Genomic DNA, 16,731 nt, shown 5'->3' with positions numbered 1-16,731 from the left:
TGGTGTGGCGGGGCGCCGGAGGAACTCGGGGCAGCCGGTCCGGGTCCGGGGCTCACGGGAGTCCGGGCGGACTCCCGTGCCCCGGGCGGACCTGACGGCTGCTTAGTTGAGACCGGCCTTGTCGCAGGCGGCCTTGAACTTGCCCGCGCAGATCTCGTTCACGGTGTAGATGCCGTCCTTGATGACGGTGTCCTTGATGTTGTCCTTGGTCAGCGACACGACCGGGACGAGGACGGAGGGGATCGCCTTGGTGGTGGGGCTGTCGACCTTGTCCTTGGCGATCGAGTCGAGCGACTTGCCCTGGGCGAGGGCGACGGCCATCTCGGCCGCGACGTCCGCCTCCTGCGGGTAGGGCTTGTAGACGCTCATGTACTGCTCACCGGTCACGATGCGCTGCACGCCCGCGAGCTCGGCGTCCTGGCCGGTGACCGGGATGTCGGCGATGCCGGCGGCCTTCAGGGCGGTGATGATGCCGCCCGCCATGCCGTCGTTGGCGGAGTAGACGCCGACGATCTTGTCCTTGCCGAGGGCGGAGATGGCGCCCTCCATGTTGGCGTTGGCGTTCTCCGGCTTCCACTCCTTGGTGTCGTACTCGCGGCCGATCTTCACCTTGCCGTCGAGCACGGAGTGCGCGCCCTTCTTGAACTGGGCGGCGTTCGGGTCGGTGGAAGACCCGTTCATCATGACGATCTGGCCGTCCTTGGCCTTGTCGCCCAGCGCCTTCAGCAGGGCCTCGCCCTGGGTCTTGCCGACGGTCTCGTTGTCGAACGAGGTGTAGGCGTCGATCGGGCCCTCGGCCAGGCGGTCGTAGGCGACGACGGGGATGCCCGCGTCCTTGGCCTTCTTCACCGAGCCGGCGATGGCCTTGGAGTCCACCGCGTCCACGATCAGCACGTCGACCTTGTTGGTCACCATCGTGTCGACCTGCTGGTTCTGCGTGCTGGCGTCCTGCTTGGCGTTGGCGTAGACGACCTCGCCCTTGCCGTTGGTGAGCTCCTTGACCTTCTTCTCGATGAGCGGCCGGTCGAACTTCTCGTAACGGGCGGTCGCGTTCTCGGGAAGGAGCAGACCGACCTTGATGTCGTCGCCCTTCTTGGCGGACCCCGCGGTGGAGTCGGCGTTGTCGCCGGACTCCTTGGCGCTGCCACAGGCAGCAAGCGAAACAGCCATCACACCGGCGGCCACTGCAACGGCGGCGCGACGCATACGCGTGTTCACTTCAGAAACCTCCCTGACGAGGCCGCGACATTGCGGCCGAGGTGGCTGGAAGTCAACTCGGCCACACGTGCGACGTCAAGAAGTAAATCCTTAACGAGATGGCAACGGTGCCATCCGTTCTCTAAGTGAAGGCAGGGGTGGCCGCCTTCAGCGGGCCCCCGGCAGTTCCGTCCAAGAGGGTCGAATCGCCCATCTCGCTGAGGGCGAGAGCGAGCGCTCCGAGCACCTCCGCACGGCCGCCGAGAGCCCCGGGGAGAACGGACAGCTGGCGCGCCGCACTGGGGATGGCATAGCGGCCGACGGACTCCCGGATCGGCCCGAGCACCAGCTCACCGGCCTCGGCGAGATCACCGCCGAGGACCACTCGGCTCGGGTTCAGCAGGTTGCAGAGATTGGCCACTCCACTGCCGATGTGGCGGCCGACGTCGGCGATCACCCGACGGCAGCCCGGGTCTCCGTCCCGGGCGAGCCGCACGACGCCTTCCATGGTCAGATCGGTGCCGTGGCTGGACTGGAGCAGCGGGAGCACGTAGCGCGCGGCCGCGAAGGTCTCCAGGCAGCCGCGGTTGCCGCAGCGGCAGACCGGGCCGGATTCGTCGAGTGTAATATGCCCGATTTCTCCGGCGGTGCCGCCGGGACCCCGGTAGATCTTCCCGCTGATCACCAGGCCGGCGCCGACGCCGCTGGCGACCTTGATGTACGCCAGGTCGCGGACGCCCCTGCCGCTGCCCCAGACCATCTCGCCGAGGGCGCCGAGGTTGGCGTCGTTGTCGACGTGGACGGGGACACCGAGGCGGTCGCGGAGTTCCTCGGCAGGCTTGGTGCCGGTCCAGCCCGGGAGGATGGCGGTGGAGCCGAGCGTGCCGGACTCCACGTCGATGGGGCCGGGCACGCCGAGGCCGATCCCGGCGATCTTGGAACGGTCGACGCCGGTGGCCTCGACCAGACGGGTGACCAGCTGTTCCGCGCGGTCGAAGCCCTGGGTCGACGAGGCGTCGACGTCGAGGGGCTCGGACTCCTCGGCCAGCACCTGGTGGGCGAGGTTGCCGATGGCGACGCGGAGGTGGGTGTGGCCGAAGTCGACGCCGATGACGATGCCGGCGTCGCCGCTGAGCGACACGCTGCGGGCGCGGCGGCCGCCGGCGGAGGTCGGGGTGACCTCGACCGTGCCGCCGTCCTTCAATTCCCGGACGATGTTGGAGACCGTCGCCGCGGACAGGCCCGTCGTCCGCGCGATCTCTGCCTGGGTGAGGGAGCCCGCCAGGCGCACGGCTCGTACGACCCGCTCCAGGTTGGCTCGGTGCAGCGACGACTGCGACCCCGGAGTCTCCACGACGACCTCCTGCGCACGGGGCCGCATCGGTGAGGCCCCGTCTATGTCCAACTAGTGAACTCTAAGCTGAGCCGTTCGGGTTGCCTCCCGTCAAGAGGTTGAACTGATTCCGGGGTGTGCGCGGGTCGTCGCGGAGCGCTATGTGGGGGTACGCGCTTTCTTCCTGCGGCGGCCTGTGCGGGTGCTCGGGGGTGCGCGCCTTCGCTTTACGGTGGAGGGCGGGTCGGGGCCGCGGCGGGGGGTGTCCGTCCTCGGAACGGCGGGTGCGGGCCGCCCCGGCTGCGGGCATGCGGCCTGTGCTGCAGCCGGCTACTTCAGCGCCCCCGCCGTCAGCCCCTGCACCACCTGCCGCTGGAAGACGATGTACGCGGCGAGCACCGGCAGCATCGCCATGACCAGGCCCGCGAACAGGCCCGACCAGTCGCCCTTGTAGCCCTGGCTCACCGCCAGCTGCACCAGGCCCTGCGTGAGGACCCGCTTGTCGGGGTCGGTGTTCAGGACCGTGGGGAGCATGTACTGGTTCCACTGGCCCAGGAAGTTGAAGATGCCCACGCTGATCAGGCCCGGCTTGGCCATCGGCAGCATGATCTGGAAGAACGTGCGGCTGTGGGACGCGCCGTCGACGAAGGCCGCCTCGGCGATCGACGTGGGCAGCGTGCGGAAGAACGCCGTGAGGAAGAACACCGTGAACGGCAGCGAATAGGCGATGTAGACCAGGATCAGGCCGTGGATGGTGTTCAGCAGGCCCATGTTGTTCACGACGTAGAACAGCGGGACCAGGGCCAGCATGATCGGGAAGCTCATGCCGCCGATGAACAGGTAGTAGATGAAGCGGTTGCCCGGGAAGTCGAAGCGGGCGAGGACGTACGCCGCCATCGAGCCCAGGACGAGCGTGCCGATGAGCGAACCGCCGACCACGAGGACCGTGTTGAGGAAGTAGTCGCTCATGTTGGCCTGGGTCCACGCCCGCGACCAGTTGTCGAAGTGCAGCGAGTCCGGGAGCGACCAGGGCGAGCTGAAGATGGAGCGGTCGTCCTTGAAGGACGTCATGACCGCCCAGAGCAGCGGCATGACCACCATGATCGCCCAGATGACCAGGACGCCGTGGGAGAAGACGTTGAGGACCGTGCCCTCTTTCTTCTCCTTGGGCGGCGTGGCCGGCGGGAGATCCTCCTTGGCCAGGGGCGCGCCGGACTCGGCCGGGAGCGGAGCGGGGGTTTCGGTCGTCTTCATCAGTACTCCAGCCGCTCGCGACGGCCCAGCCGCATCACCACGGCGGCGAAGGCCAGCGTGACGACGAGCAGGGCGACACCGATGGTGGTGGCGTAGGCGGCCTGCCCGTCCCGGAACGCCTTCTGGTACACGTACAGGACCATGACGGTGGTCGAGTAGTCGGGACCGCCCGGCCCGGTCGTCATGATCTGCACGACCGCGAACGACTCGGCGCCCAGGGCGAGGATGCCCATGTAGACCCAGCCCGACTGCACGGTGTCCCACAGCAGGGGCAGGGTGATGCGGAAGAACGTGGTGAAGCGGCTCGCGCCGTCCAGCAGGGCCGCCTCGTACATCTCCCCCGGGATGGAGGCCATGCCGGCGGAGAAGAGGACCACGAAGAAGCCGACCGTGGACCAGACGAGGACCGCCATGACGGCCCACAGGGCCAGGTCCGGGTCGCCCAGCCACAAGGGCTGGACGTCGCCGAGGCCGATTCCGCGCAGGACCGAGTTGATCGCGCCGCTGTCCGGGTTGTACGCGAACGCGAACAGCAGCGCGACGATGGCGATCGAGAGGACCTGCGGGAAGAAGTAGACGATCTTGTAGAAGGAGGAGCCGCGGACGCCGGTGACGACCGGGCCGTTCTTTCTCTTTCTGCCGCCCACGTTGATCATGAAGGCGAAGAACAGCGCGAGGCCGATCGTCACCACCGGCAGCAGGAGGGCGAACAGCAGGCTGTGCTGCAACGACTTCCAGAAGATGTCGTCGTCCAGCATCCGGCTGTAGTTGTCGAAACCGACCATCTTGAATTCGGGGCTCAGGCCGGTCCAGTCCGTGAACGAGTAATAGATGGACTGGATGAACGGCCAGACCACGAAGAGCGCGTACAGTCCCAGGGGCAGCGCGAGGAAGCCCACGATGAACCGGTACTTGCCGTGCTGCATCGCCACTCCGGTGCCGTTGCGGAAATTGGGTTTCCGGTGCCGTTACTGGTGCTTGTAGTGCTTGATGGAGTCGTCCTTGGCGGCCTCGTCGGCGAAGCCCTGGATCTTGTTGATGGCCTCGGCGGGAGTGAGGCGGCCGGCCATCATCTCGCCGAGGCCGGAGACGCCGATCTTCTCCTTCTGCAACTGCACGTACCAGTCCTGCAGCCGGGGGTTCACCACGTTCTCGCCGGCCTTCTCCAGCGCCGCGACGCCCGACTTGAGGCCGGGGGTGAGGGGGATGCCGTCGGTGCCGCCGTTGTACGCGGTCAGCGACTTCACCTTGCTGGTGAAGTTCTTCGAGGAGGCCTCGCTGAGCATGATGCGCAGCTGCTCCATGCCGCCGGGGGCGTTCTTCGCCTTGGCCGGGACGATGAAGGGCTCGCCGCCGGAGGCCCAGATGGTGCCGAAGGGCATCTTGTCGGAGCTGTCGAGGCCGGTGGGCGCGGAGACGGCCAGGTCGAAGTCCTTCGGGATGACGTTCGCCGACTCGTTCTCCACCCAGGAGCCGTTCGGGATGAACAGCGCCTTGCCCTCGGCCCAGGCGGTCTGCGACTGGATGTGGTCGAGGCCCGGGGTGCCCTTGAGGACGTAGCCCTTCTTGTAGAGCTCGTAGTAGGCCTCGAAGCAGGCCTTGACGGCCGGGTGCTTCCAGGCGTTCGGCTCCAGGTTGTCGATGGCGTCGAGGACTTCGCGGCCGCCGACCTTGCCGATCATCGGGTAGAGCGAGAAGGGGATGTAGTACGGGTACTTGCCCGCGTACGTCCAGCCCGCCATGCCCTTCTTCTTGGCCTTGGCGCAGACCGCGAGCATCTGGTCCCAGGTCTCCGGGTACTGCTCGTCGAGCGAGTCCAGGGCCTTCTGCGAGTACCAGACGCCGTAGACCGTGTAGGCGTAGTACAGGATCCAGACCTTCTCGCCGTCGAACTGGCCCATCTCCACGATGCCGGGGCGCAGCGTGTCGCGGACCTTCTTGGCCGGGTCGTCGTAGGACGGCGCGTCCAGCAGCGGGGTGAGGTCGGTGAGCTGGTTCTTGCCGACCAGGACGCCCATGTCCATCTGCTCGGCGCCGGAGTTGTCGATGAGGTCCGGCGGGGTGCCCTGGTTGAAACGGGGCTGGAGCGTGGACTGGATCTTCTGGGTGGCGGAGAACTTCACCGTGGCCTTGGGAAAGTTCTTCTCGTAGATCTTCACGGCGTCCTCGGCGTACTCCTTGCCGAAACCGCCGTCGAACAGGACGAATTCCATGCCCGCGGTGTCGTTGACCGCCAGCGGGTTCTTCGCGGTCTTCTTGCCGGCCTTGGCCTTGTCCCCGCTGTCGTCTCCGCCGCTGCTCGCGCAGGCGGAGAGGAAGCTCATGGTGGGGACGGAGATCAGCCCGAGCGCGGCGGATCGTTTGATCAGATCACGGCGGCCGACACCCTCGGTGCCGTGGTTCTCGGCGGAAGTGGATCCCATGCTCAAGTCCTCGCCTTCTCCAGGACTCAGGCGGTGAACCGGATCCTTGCCGGCACCGCGATCGGGTCAAGCTGGGTCGTGCAGGAAAGTGCGGGTGGTGATGTGTGGATGGGGTGAATCGCCCGACAGGTATAGTCCACTTCCCGCCAGCGGATCAAGATCGAACACAAGGTTGGTCACGGGTCTTATCCGAGTTGAGACCTCGCGGAAGTATGAGCGGCCTGTGTGTTTCACGACGGAAAAATCCCGGTCGTCACCCCCGAATGCCACAGGCAACACCCTTGACACACCCCGGCACTTGAGCAACTACTGGTCCTTGCGCATCGAAGGTGACAACGTTGTCCACTGCGCAGGGAGGGTACCCGTTGATGCAGCGGAAAGCTCGGTACAGATGGGGTTCGGCGGTCGTGTCGGCGACCGCCTTCGCTTTGACCCTGGGTTCGCAGGGCGTTGCGGTCGCACTGCCCCAGGCCCCGGAGAGACCCGATCGGGGGTTCACGTCCTCCTTCGAGGCGGACGACCCGCTTCCGGACTGGCTGAACACCGTCGACACCGGCCCCGGCGGCGAGAAGCGCGCCTCGGGTGTCGACGGCGGCTACAGCAGCGGCATACCGGGCAATGTGACCGACCAGGTCACGGACGTCCGGGCCAGCGCCGAGAACACGGGCGGCGGCGAGGTGAAGGAGAACCTGGTCGACCTCGAACCGAGCACCAAGTGGCTCGCCTTCGAGCCCACGGGCTGGGTGGAGTTCGACCTGGACAAACCGGTCAAGCTGGCGCGCTACGCACTGACGTCGGCCAATGACGCCGACGAGCGCGACCCCAAGGACTGGACCCTGAAGGGCTCGGCCGACGGCAAGGAGTGGACGACGCTCGACACCCGCTCCGGGGAGTCCTTCCAGGAGCGGTTCCAGACGAAGACGTACGACCTGGCCGAGCCCGGCGAGTACCGGCACTTCCGGCTGGAGGTCACCCGGAACAACGGCGGCGGCATCCTGCAGCTCGCCGACCTCCAGCTGTCCACGGGCGGCAGCGACGGGCCGGTCCCGCAGGACATGCTCTCGCTGGTCGACCGCGGCCCGAGTGGCTCCCCGACCGCCAAGGCGGGCGCCGGGTTCACCGGCAAGAAGGCGCTGCGCTACGCCGGCCGGCACAACGCCGAGGGGCGGGCGTACTCGTACAACAAGGTCTTCGACGTGAACGTGGCCGTCGGCCGGAACACGCAGCTGTCGTACCGGATCTTCCCGTCGATGGCCGACGGCGACCTGGACTACGACGCCACCAACGTCTCCGTCGACCTGGCCTTCACCGACGGCACCCACCTGAGCGAGCTGCGCGCCACCGACCAGCACGGCTTCCCGCTCACCCCGCAGGGGCAGGGCGCCTCCAAGATCCTCTACGTCAACCAGTGGAACAACGTGGCCTCGCGGATCGGTTCGGTCGCGGCCGGGAAGACCGTGGACCGGATCCTGGTCGCCTACGACTCCCCCAAGGGCCCGGCGAAGTTCCGGGGCTGGCTGGACGACGTGAGCATCGCCTCCGTCGCGCCCGAGCGGCCCAAGGCGCACCTGTCCGACTACGCGGTGACGACCCGCGGCACCAACTCCAGCGGCGGCTTCTCACGGGGCAACAACTTCCCCGCGACGGCGGTCCCGCACGGCTTCAACTTCTGGACGCCGGTGACCAACGCCGGTTCGCTGAGCTGGCTGTACGACTACGCGCGGTCGAACAACGCGGACAACCTGCCGACGATCCAGGCGTTCAGCGCCAGCCACGAGCCGAGCCCCTGGATGGGCGACCGGCAGACCTTCCAGGTCATGCCCTCGGTGGCCGCCGGGACCCCGGAGTACGGGCGGGAGGCGCGGGAGCTGGCCTTCCGGCACGAGAACGAGATCGCCCGGCCGTACTACTACGGGGTGCGGTTCGAGAACGGGCTGAAGGCCGAGATGGCGCCGACCGACCACGCGGCGGCCCTGCGCTTCACCTACCCCGGTGACGACGCGAGCGTCCTGTTCGACAACGTCACCGACCAGGCGGGCCTGACCCTGGACAAGGAGAAGGGGATCGTCACCGGCTACTCGGACGTGAAGTCCGGGCTGTCCACGGGCGCCACCCGGCTGTTCGTCTACGGCGAGTTCGACAAGCCGGTGGCCGAGGGCGACTCCAGCGGCGTGAAGGGCTATCTGCGCTTCGAGGCCGGCGACGACCGGACCGTCACCCTGCGCCTGGCCACCTCGCTCATCAGCGTCGACCAGGCCGAGGACAACCTCCGTCAGGAGATCCCGGAGGGCCGGTCCTTCGAGGCGGTCAAGAAGAGCGCCCAGCGGCAGTGGGACCGGCTGCTCGGCAAGGTCGAGGTCGAGGGCGCGACCCCCGACCAGCTGACGACGCTGTACTCCAGCCTGTACCGGCTGTACCTGTACCCGAACTCCGGGTTCGAGAGGGTCGGGGGCAAGTACCAGTACGCCTCGCCGTTCTCCCCCATGCCGAACCCGGACACCCCGACGCACACCGGCGCGAAGATCGTCGACGGCAAGGTGTACGTCAACAACGGTTTCTGGGACACCTACCGGACGACCTGGCCCGCCTACTCGTTCCTGACGCCCTCTCAGGCCGGTGAGATGGTCGACGGGTTCGTGCAGCAGTACAAGGACGGCGGCTGGACCTCCCGCTGGTCCTCCCCCGGCTACGCGGACCTGATGACCGGCACCTCCTCGGACGTGGCGTTCGCGGACGCGTACGTCAAGGGCGTCGACTTCGACGCGAAGGCGGCCTACGACGCGGCCGTGAAGAATGCCACGGTCGTACCGCCGAACTCGGGCGTCGGGCGCAAGGGCATGGCCACCTCGCCCTTCCTCGGCTACACGAGCACCGAGACCCACGAGGGCCTGTCCTGGGCGCTGGAGGGCTACCTCAACGACTACGGCATCTCCCGCATGGGCCGGAAGCTGTACGAGGAGACCGGCGAGCGGCGCTACAAGGAGGAGTCGGAGTACTTCCTGAACCGGGCGAAGGACTACGTGAACCTCTTCGACAAGAAGGCCGGGTTCTTCCAGGGCCGGAACGCCAAGGGCGACTGGCGGGTCGAGTCGTCGAAGTACGACCCGCGCGTCTGGGGCCACGACTACACCGAGACCAACGGGTGGGGCTACGCCTTCACCGCCCCGCAGGACAGCCGGGGCCTGGCCAACCTGTACGGCGGCCGCAAGGGCCTCGGCGACAAGCTCGACGAGTACCTCTCCACCCCGGAGACCGCCTCCCCCGAGTTCGTCGGCTCCTACGGCGGTGTCATCCACGAGATGACCGAGGCGCGCGACGTGCGGATGGGCATGTACGGGCACTCCAACCAGGTCGCCCACCACGCCCTGTACATGTACGACGCGGCCGGGCAGCCCTGGAAGACGCAGAAGAACGTCCGCGAGGTGCTGTCCCGGCTGTACACCGGCAGCGAGATCGGGCAGGGCTACCACGGCGACGAGGACAACGGCGAGCAGTCGGCCTGGTACCTGTTCTCCGCGCTCGGCTTCTACCCGCTGGTGATGGGCAGCGGCGAGTACGCGATCGGCTCGCCCCTGTTCACGAAGGCGACCGTGCACCTGGAGAACGGGCGCGAGCTCGTGGTCAAGGCGCCGCGCAACAGCGCGAAGAACGTCTACGTGCAGGGGCTGAAGGTCAACGGCCGTACCTGGTCGAAGACGTCGCTGCCGCACGCGCTGGTCGCCAAGGGCGGTGTCCTGGAGTTCGACATGGGACCGAAGCCGTCGTCGTGGGGCACCGGCAAGGACGCCGCGCCCGCGTCGATCACCCAGGACGACGAGGTGCCGTCGCCCCGCGCGGACCTGCTCGAACGGGAGGGCGCCCTGTTCGACGACACGTCGGCGACGGACGCCACGGTGACGTCCGTGGACCTGCCGGTCGGCGAGGGCGCCGAGGCCGTCCAGTACACCCTGACGTCGTCGAAGGACCGGACGAAGGCACCGGCCGGCTGGACGCTGCAGGGCTCCCCCGACGGTGAGACCTGGCGGACGCTCGACCAGCGTTCCGGGGAGGCCTTCGCCTGGGACCGGCAGACGCGCGCGTTCTCGGTGAAGTCACCGGGTACGTACGAGAAGTACCGCCTGGTCCTCGACGGCGAGGCGACCCTGGCGGAGGTGGAACTGCTCGGCTGAGCGAGTGAGTTGGGGGTCTCGTGCCGCTTCCCGTGCCCGTCCTGCCCGAGGGCGTCGACCCGGCCTGGCTGCCGCCCGCCGCCTTCCGGGCGATCGGTGGCCGCCGGACGCTGATCCGGGGGTCGGCTCCCCTGGTGGAGACGGTGCACGGGGAGGTGGCCGAGGCCTGCCGCCGGTTCGGGGGCCGGGTCGAACGCGACGGGCCGGACGGCGGCGCGTACGACCTGGTCCTCGCCCTCGGCGCCGGCGGCCTCGGCGACGAGGGCTTCTCCTGCGTCCGCGAGGGCGGCACGACGACCGTCACGGCGTCCGGCGGGCGCGGGCTGCTGTACGGCCTGTTCCACGTCGTACGGCTCGGCGCGGACGCCTTCCGCGGGGAGCGGGCCCGGGAGATCCATCGCCCGGCGCTCGCCCTGCGCATGCTCGACCACTGGGACAACGTGGCCGTGCACCCGGTCATGGGCCAGGTGGAGCGCGGGTACGCGGGCGGGTCGCTGTTCTGGGACGACGGGCGGGCGCGCGGCGACCTGGAGCGGGTGCGGGCCTACGGCAGGCTGCTCGCGGCGTGCGGGATCAACGCCGTCGCCGTCAACAACGTCAACGTGCACGCCACCGAGGCCCGCCTGCTCACCGACCGGATCGGCGAAGTGGCCGAGATCGCCGGCGCGTTGCGCCCCTACGGCATTCACACGCACCTGTCGGTCTCCTTCGCCGCGCCGGTCGTGCTCGGGAGGCTGAGCTCGGCGGATCCGCTGGACGGGGCGGTGCGCGACTGGTGGGCGCAGGTGACGCGGCGGGTGTACGAGGCGATCCCCGACTTCGGCGGGTACGTGGTGAAGGCGGACTCGGAGGGCCAGCCGGGTCCGTTCGCCTACGGCCGCAGTCACGCCGACGGGGCGAACCTGCTGGCGGCGGCGCTGGAGCCGTTCGGCGGCACCGTGCACTGGCGGGCGTTCGTCTACGACCACCACCAGGACTGGCGGGACCGCACGACGGACCGGGCCAGGGCCGCCCACGACCACTTCGTGCCGCTGGACGGGGAGTTCGCGGCCAACGCCGTGCTCCAGGTGAAGCACGGGCCGATGGACTTCCAGGCGCGCGAGCCGGTCTCGCCGCTGATCGGGGCCGTGCCCCGCACACGGCTGGCGGTGGAGCTCCAGGCCACCCAGGAGTACACCGGCCAGCAGCGGCACGTCTGCTGGCTGGGGCCGATGTGGAGCGAGGTGCTGCGCTTCCGGCCCGCGCCCGGAGCGACGGTCGGCGAGACGGCCCGGGGCGGACTCGTGGCCGTGTCGAACGCCGGTGCCGACCCGTTCTGGACCGGGCACCCGCTGGCCCAGGCGAACCTCTACACGTTCGGGCGGCTGGCCTGGCGGCCGGACGCCGGGCCGCGCGAGGTGCTCGGCGAGTGGATCGCGCTCACCTTCCCCGGCGCCCCGGCGCGGCTGTCCGAGGGGCTGCACGCGGTGCTCGACGGCTCGTGGCGCACGTACGAGAAGTACACCGCCCCGCTCGGTGTGGGCTTCATGGTGCAGCCCGGGCACCACTACGGGCCGAGCGTCGACGGCTACGAGTACAGCCCGTGGGGCACCTACCACTTCGCCGACCGGGACGGCGTCGGCGTGGACCGGAGCGTGGCGAGAGGCACCGGGTACGCCGGGCAGTACGGCAAGCCCTGGTCCGAGCTGTACGAGTCGCCCGGCACCTGCCCCGACGAACTGCTGCTGTTCTTCCACCACGTGCCGTACGGGCACGTGCTGAAGAGCGGCAAGACGGTGATCCAGCACATCTACGACACCCACTTCGAGGGCGTCGAGGAGGTGGCGGAGGCGAGCCGGGTGTGGGCGGGGCTCGCGGACCTGGTCGAGCCGGGGCGGCACGCCCGGGTCGCGGAGCTCTACGAGGAGCAGCTGCGGTGCGCCCGGGAGTGGCGGGACCAGATCAACAGCTACTTCTTCCGCAAGTCCGGGGTGCCGGACACCCGGGGGCGGCGGATCCACTGAAGGCCGGCGGCGCCCCCGGGGCCTCGGCGTCGGTCGGCCTCGGGGTGACGCGGCACGCTCATGCGGTGAACTCCTCCCGGGTCTCGGTGATCACCGTGCGGCTGCCGTGCAGCAGGGACAGCAGCAGCGGGGCGGCCAGCAGCGCGGGCAGGGCCTCGGTCAGCAGGGCGGTCAGCGCGGCGGTCAGGACCAGCAGGGAGGCGGCGGCGAGAGTGGCGCGGCCGTGCCGGAGCAGGACGTACGCGGCGAGGCGGGCGGTGTCCCGGGCCCGGAAGACGAACAAGGAGGTCAGGACGAGGGCGTGCGCACCCCAGAGCAGGGAGCCCACGCCGATCCCGCCGAGCAGGACGGCCCACCAGCCGGGCAGGCCCGTGGCGGCGAAGTGGGTCAGGGTGAAGGCGATCACCGTCAGCCAGGCCAGCAGGGGAGCCCAGAGGGCCAGCGCCGGCCGGGCGTTGAGCCGCCAGCCGCGCAGGAAGGCGCGGGCCGGGTGCAGTTCGGTGAGGTCGCGGCCGCGGTGGTGCAGGGCGTAGAGCGCGGCGGACAGGGCGGGGCCGAGGGGCAGCAGGCACAGGGCCGCGAGGGGCAGGTGAGCGGGGTCGGGCCGGAGCAGGAGCAGTCCGGCCAGGCCCGGGGAGGCGGCGAGGAGCAGCAGCGCCTCGACGGTGAGGAGTGTGTGGATCAGGGCGCAGGCGCGGGAGAGGGCCCCGGTGCCGAAGGCGGAGGCCCGCACGGTGCTCATGCCGCCGCCTCCCCGCGCGTCACCCGTTCTCCTTCGTGAACCGTTCGTACGCCTGGTTGTGCAGGTCGACGAGTCGCTGCATGTTCTTCGACTTCAGCTCGGCGACGTAGTCGTCCCACGCGGACAACGGGCGCTTGCCGAGGACGAATTTCAGGGTGTTCTGGATGACGGTGTCCTTCAGCGGGGTGTCCCAGAGGGTGGCCTGCTCCTGCTCGAAGGAGCGCAGCGGGTGGGCCGGGTCGATGGGCAGTTGCCGGCGCTGGGCCATCGCGTCCTGGAACCGCCGCTCGTCCGGGCCGAAGGACGAGGAGACCAGTTCCCAGCTGCCGCCGTAAGTGAAGACGCCGTTGAAGAAGCCGTAGTCCTTCTGGAGGTCCCGGGCGGCGTCCGGGTCCGAGCCCATCAGGGAGATGCCCGGCTTCAGCCGGGGCCGGCCGCCGGACTCGGTGTAGGTGACGCCCTCGACGCCCCACTTGCAGAACCTCTGGCCCTCGTCGGAGTACCAGAGCCAGTCGAGGAACTGCATCAGGGCGACGAAGCTGTCGCTCTTGAGCGCCTTGCCGGAGACCATGACGCCGTTCTCCAGGCGGGTTCCGCCGAGCACCACCGGGCCGGCCGGGCCGAGCGGCACCGGGATCATCTCGATCGTGGCGCCCTCGACCTGCTTGCGCAGGTTGTAGCGGTAGTTCTGCACCAGCTCCTGGGGGTTGGCGCTCATCGCGAAGCACCTCTCGGCGAGGAGCTTCTGCACCGCCTGGTCGTCGGTCTGGCTGAAGCTCTCGGGGTCCATGAGCTTGTCGGCGACGAGTCCGCGCAGGTACTCGACCATGGCGCGGTAGCCGTCCTGGGCGCCGGTGAAGACGAACTCGCCTGCCGTGTGGTCGAAACTGATGTTGTCGTAGCCCCATCCGGCCCGGACGCCGAAGGCCTGGCCGAGGTAGCCGAACAGGGCGCCGCACGGGAACGGGGTGTTGGTGCTCCAGCGGTCGGAGAGGGGATACCTGCCGGGGTACTCCTCCTTGAGCGCCGTGAGGACCTCGCGCACCTCGTCCCAGGTGGTGGGCAGACTGAGGCCGTGCCGGTCCAGGACGTCCGTGCGGAAGGACAGGGAGTAGGTGGCCTTGGCCTTCTCGTGCAGGCCGGGCAGCAGGTAGTACTTGCCGTCGGACTGGCGGATCGAGTCCAGTTCGGGCTCCAGCTTCCACTTGCGGACCTTGTCGCGGAAGTTGGGCATGAGGTGGACGTAGTCGCTGACGGGGAGGATGGCGCCGGAGGAGACGAAGGCCACCTCGGACGGGTGGTACGTCTTCGGGATCAGGAACGGGGCGTCCCCGGCCCCGATCAGCACGCTGCGCTTCTTCTCGTAGTCGGCCAGCGGGACGTCGACGGGCTCCAGGGTCACGCCGGTGCGCCGGGTGAGCTCCTTCCAGAACGGCCAGGAACTCTTCATGGGGTAGACCGGGTTGTTGTTGTGCAGCACGGAGAAGGACAGCGGCTTCGCCGCCTTGAACCGCTGACCGGCGCGGTAGTTCTTCATCGCCCCGTTCTGCTTCTTCGACAGGTCCTTCCCGTCCCCGCCGTCGTCGCCGCTGCCGCAGCCGGTGACCGTGGCGAGACCGATGAAACCGGCGGCGGCGAGCATCCTGCGCCGCGAGAGCTGTCCTGCGTTCTGCACGGGAACTCCTTTGTTCCGTAAGCGGGCCGGGCGGGCGGCGGGGGCGGCCGGTGTTCAGCCCTTGACCGCGCCGAGCATCACGCCCGAGACGAAGTAGCGCTGGACGAACGGGTACACGCAGAGGATCGGCAGAGCGGTGAGCACGATGGTGACCGACTGGATGTTGGCGCCGACCTGGCTGAGCTGTTCGGCGCCCGCGCCCGCGTTGCCGCCGCCGGTGGCGCCCTGGATGAGGTTGCGCAGATAGACCGTGACCGGCATCAGCTCGGTCCGGTCCATGTAGAGGAACGCACCGAACCAGGAGTTCCAGAAGGACACCGAGTAGAACAGCACCATCGTCGCCACGACCGCCTTGGACAGCGGCAGCACGATCCGCAGCAGGATGCCGTAGGTGCTCAGGCCGTCGATCTGTGCGGCCTCCTCCAGTTCCGTCGGCAGGTTCTCGAAGAACGCCTTCATCACCAGCAGGTTGAACACACTGATCGCGTTCGGCAGGGCGATCGCCCAGACGCTGTTCTTCAGCCCGAGGCTGGTGACCAGGATGTAGTGCGGGATGAGGCCGCCGGTGAAGAACATGGTGAACACGGCGACGCCGACGAGAAAGCCGCGGCCCCTCAGCTGCTTCTTCGACAGCACGTAGGCGTAACAGGTGGTCAGCACCATCGCCACGGCCGTCGCCACCACCGTGTAGAGCACGGTGTTGCCGTAGTTCCGCCAGAACATGGCGTCCCGGAACACGATCCCGTACGTGGTGAGGTTGAACCCCTTGGGCAGCAGGGTGACCTCGCCCGCCCGGATCTGCCGCTCCCCGCTGAAGGACCGCGCGAGGATGGTGACGAAGGGGTAGAGGGTCACCAGCACCACGAGCGTGAGCACCACCGCGTTGACGCCCTGGAAGACCCGGTAGGAGCGGCTCGGCCTCACCACAGGCTCGTCCCCACCGTGCGGCGCGAGAGCTGGTTCGCGGAGGTGATGAGGACCAGGCCGATGATCGCCTCGAACAGTCCGATCGCGGCCGCGTAGCTGAAGCTGTTGGACTCGACGCCGGCCCGGTAGACGTAGGTCGAGATCACGTCGGCGGTGGGATACGTCAGCGGGTTGTACAGCAGCAGCACCTTCTCGAAGCCGACCGCCATGAAGGTGCCGATGTTGAGGATCAGCAGCGTCACCATGGTGGGCCGGATGCCGGGCAGGGTGACGTGCCGGATCTGCTGCCAGCGGTTGGCGCCGTCGATGCGGGCCGCCTCGTAGAGGTCCTCGTCGATGGTGGTGAGCGCGGCGAGGTAGAGGATCGTGCCCCAGCCGGCGGTCTGCCAGACCTCGGAGCCCACGTAGATCGCGCGGAACCACTCGGGTTCCTGGATGAAGCGGATCGGGTCGTGACCGAACCAGCCGAGGACGTGGTTGACGGGGCCGTCACTGGCCAGCATCTGCATCGTGATGCCCGCGACGATCACGATCGACAGGAAGTGCGGCAGGTAGGACACGGACTGCACGAACCGCTTCAGGGAGCGCCGGCGCACCTCGTTGAGCAGCAGCGCCAGCACGATCGGGACGGGGAAGCAGAACAGCAGCGTGAGCCCGCCGATCCACAGGGTGTTGCGGAACACCTGCCAGAACGTGGGGTCTTCGAGGAACATCCGCACGTAGCGCAGCCCCACCCACTCCTCGCCGAAGAGCGACCCGCCGGGCTCGAAGCGCCGGAAGGCGATCACGTTGCCGATCATCGGCAGGTAGCGGAAGACCAGGAAGAACAGCAGGGGCAGGATCGCCAGCGAGTACAGCTGCCAGTCGCGGCGCACCGCCCGCCGTCGGCCGGTCCGGGCCGGTGCCCGTTTTCCGCGCCGGGGTGCGGCCCGGGCCGCAGGCCCGTCCTCGGTGCCCCGTGGTGCCGGTGTGGTCGACGTGCTCATGGCTCGGGCCTCCCGTGGACAG

The 16,731-nt window shown here is 68.8% G+C and carries 11 protein-coding genes; 2 read left to right on the top strand and 9 right to left on the bottom strand.

The genetic code is table 11. The annotated features are described in order from the left end of the window. Positions 1–102 precede the first annotated feature (102 nt). From ACIGAQ_RS00985 to ngcE, 5 genes are all read right to left on the bottom strand, one after another. Complete coding sequence (locus ACIGAQ_RS00985; RefSeq protein ID WP_311683382.1) at positions 103–1,206, bottom strand: sugar ABC transporter substrate-binding protein; 1,104 nt, start codon at positions 1,204–1,206, stop codon at positions 103–105. Positions 1,207–1,339: 133 nt separating this feature from the next. Continuing rightward, entirely contained in the window at positions 1,340–2,551 is a 1,212-nt protein-coding gene (locus ACIGAQ_RS00980) for an ROK family transcriptional regulator (protein ID WP_362278108.1), read from the bottom strand. A gap of 309 nt (positions 2,552–2,860) precedes the next feature. Further along, positions 2,861–3,784, bottom strand: a complete 924-nt coding sequence (locus tag ACIGAQ_RS00975) for a carbohydrate ABC transporter permease (RefSeq protein ID WP_399778174.1) — start codon at positions 3,782–3,784, stop codon at positions 2,861–2,863. After that, positions 3,784–4,710 carry a sugar ABC transporter permease gene (locus tag ACIGAQ_RS00970; protein WP_311683133.1) on the bottom strand — a complete coding sequence of 309 codons (927 nt, stop codon included), beginning with the start codon at positions 4,708–4,710 and terminating at the stop codon, positions 3,784–3,786. Before ACIGAQ_RS00970 ends, ACIGAQ_RS00975 begins: the two co-directional genes overlap by 1 nt. Before the next feature lie 42 nt (positions 4,711–4,752). After that, entirely contained in the window at positions 4,753–6,207 is a 1,455-nt protein-coding gene (gene ngcE / locus ACIGAQ_RS00965) for an N-acetylglucosamine/diacetylchitobiose ABC transporter substrate-binding protein (RefSeq protein WP_311683135.1), read from the bottom strand. Positions 6,208–6,575: 368 nt separating this feature from the next. On the opposite strand from ngcE, the gene ACIGAQ_RS00960 reads away from it, so the two are divergent. After that, positions 6,576–10,376, top strand: a complete 3,801-nt coding sequence (locus ACIGAQ_RS00960; RefSeq protein ID WP_399778171.1) for a GH92 family glycosyl hydrolase — start codon at positions 6,576–6,578, stop codon at positions 10,374–10,376. Between the two features lie 20 nt (positions 10,377–10,396). Continuing rightward, positions 10,397–12,379 carry an alpha-glucuronidase gene (locus ACIGAQ_RS00955; protein WP_399778169.1) on the top strand — a complete coding sequence of 661 codons (1,983 nt, stop codon included), beginning with the start codon at positions 10,397–10,399 and terminating at the stop codon, positions 12,377–12,379. A gap of 58 nt (positions 12,380–12,437) precedes the next feature. Here the strand turns inward: ACIGAQ_RS00955 and ACIGAQ_RS00950 are convergent, their stop codons facing one another. Genes ACIGAQ_RS00950 through ACIGAQ_RS00935 form a run of 4 tightly spaced genes read right to left on the bottom strand, consistent with a single transcriptional unit; the run spans position 12,438 to position 16,709 of the window. After that, positions 12,438–13,121, bottom strand: a complete 684-nt coding sequence (locus ACIGAQ_RS00950) for a hypothetical protein (protein ID WP_399778167.1) — start codon at positions 13,119–13,121, stop codon at positions 12,438–12,440. Between the two features lie 19 nt (positions 13,122–13,140). Then, positions 13,141–14,796 carry an extracellular solute-binding protein gene (locus tag ACIGAQ_RS00945; protein ID WP_399778165.1) on the bottom strand — a complete coding sequence of 552 codons (1,656 nt, stop codon included), beginning with the start codon at positions 14,794–14,796 and terminating at the stop codon, positions 13,141–13,143. A gap of 54 nt (positions 14,797–14,850) precedes the next feature. Further along, positions 14,851–15,723, bottom strand: coding sequence for a carbohydrate ABC transporter permease (locus ACIGAQ_RS00940; protein ID WP_311683144.1), 873 nt, complete (start codon positions 15,721–15,723; stop codon positions 14,851–14,853). Further along, on the bottom strand, positions 15,717–16,709 hold the full coding sequence (locus ACIGAQ_RS00935) for an ABC transporter permease subunit (RefSeq protein WP_362278123.1): 993 nt from the start codon (positions 16,707–16,709) through the stop codon (positions 15,717–15,719). The genes ACIGAQ_RS00940 and ACIGAQ_RS00935 overlap by 7 nt, the downstream gene beginning before the upstream one ends. Between the last annotated feature and the right edge of the window lie 22 nt (positions 16,710–16,731).

This window comes from Streptomyces sp. NPDC085932, assembly GCF_044540525.1.
Classification (GTDB): domain Bacteria; phylum Actinomycetota; class Actinomycetes; order Streptomycetales; family Streptomycetaceae; genus Streptomyces; species Streptomyces levis.
The sequence above is the reverse complement of the archived record's forward strand: the minus strand, read 5'-3'. Positions and strand labels throughout refer to the sequence as shown.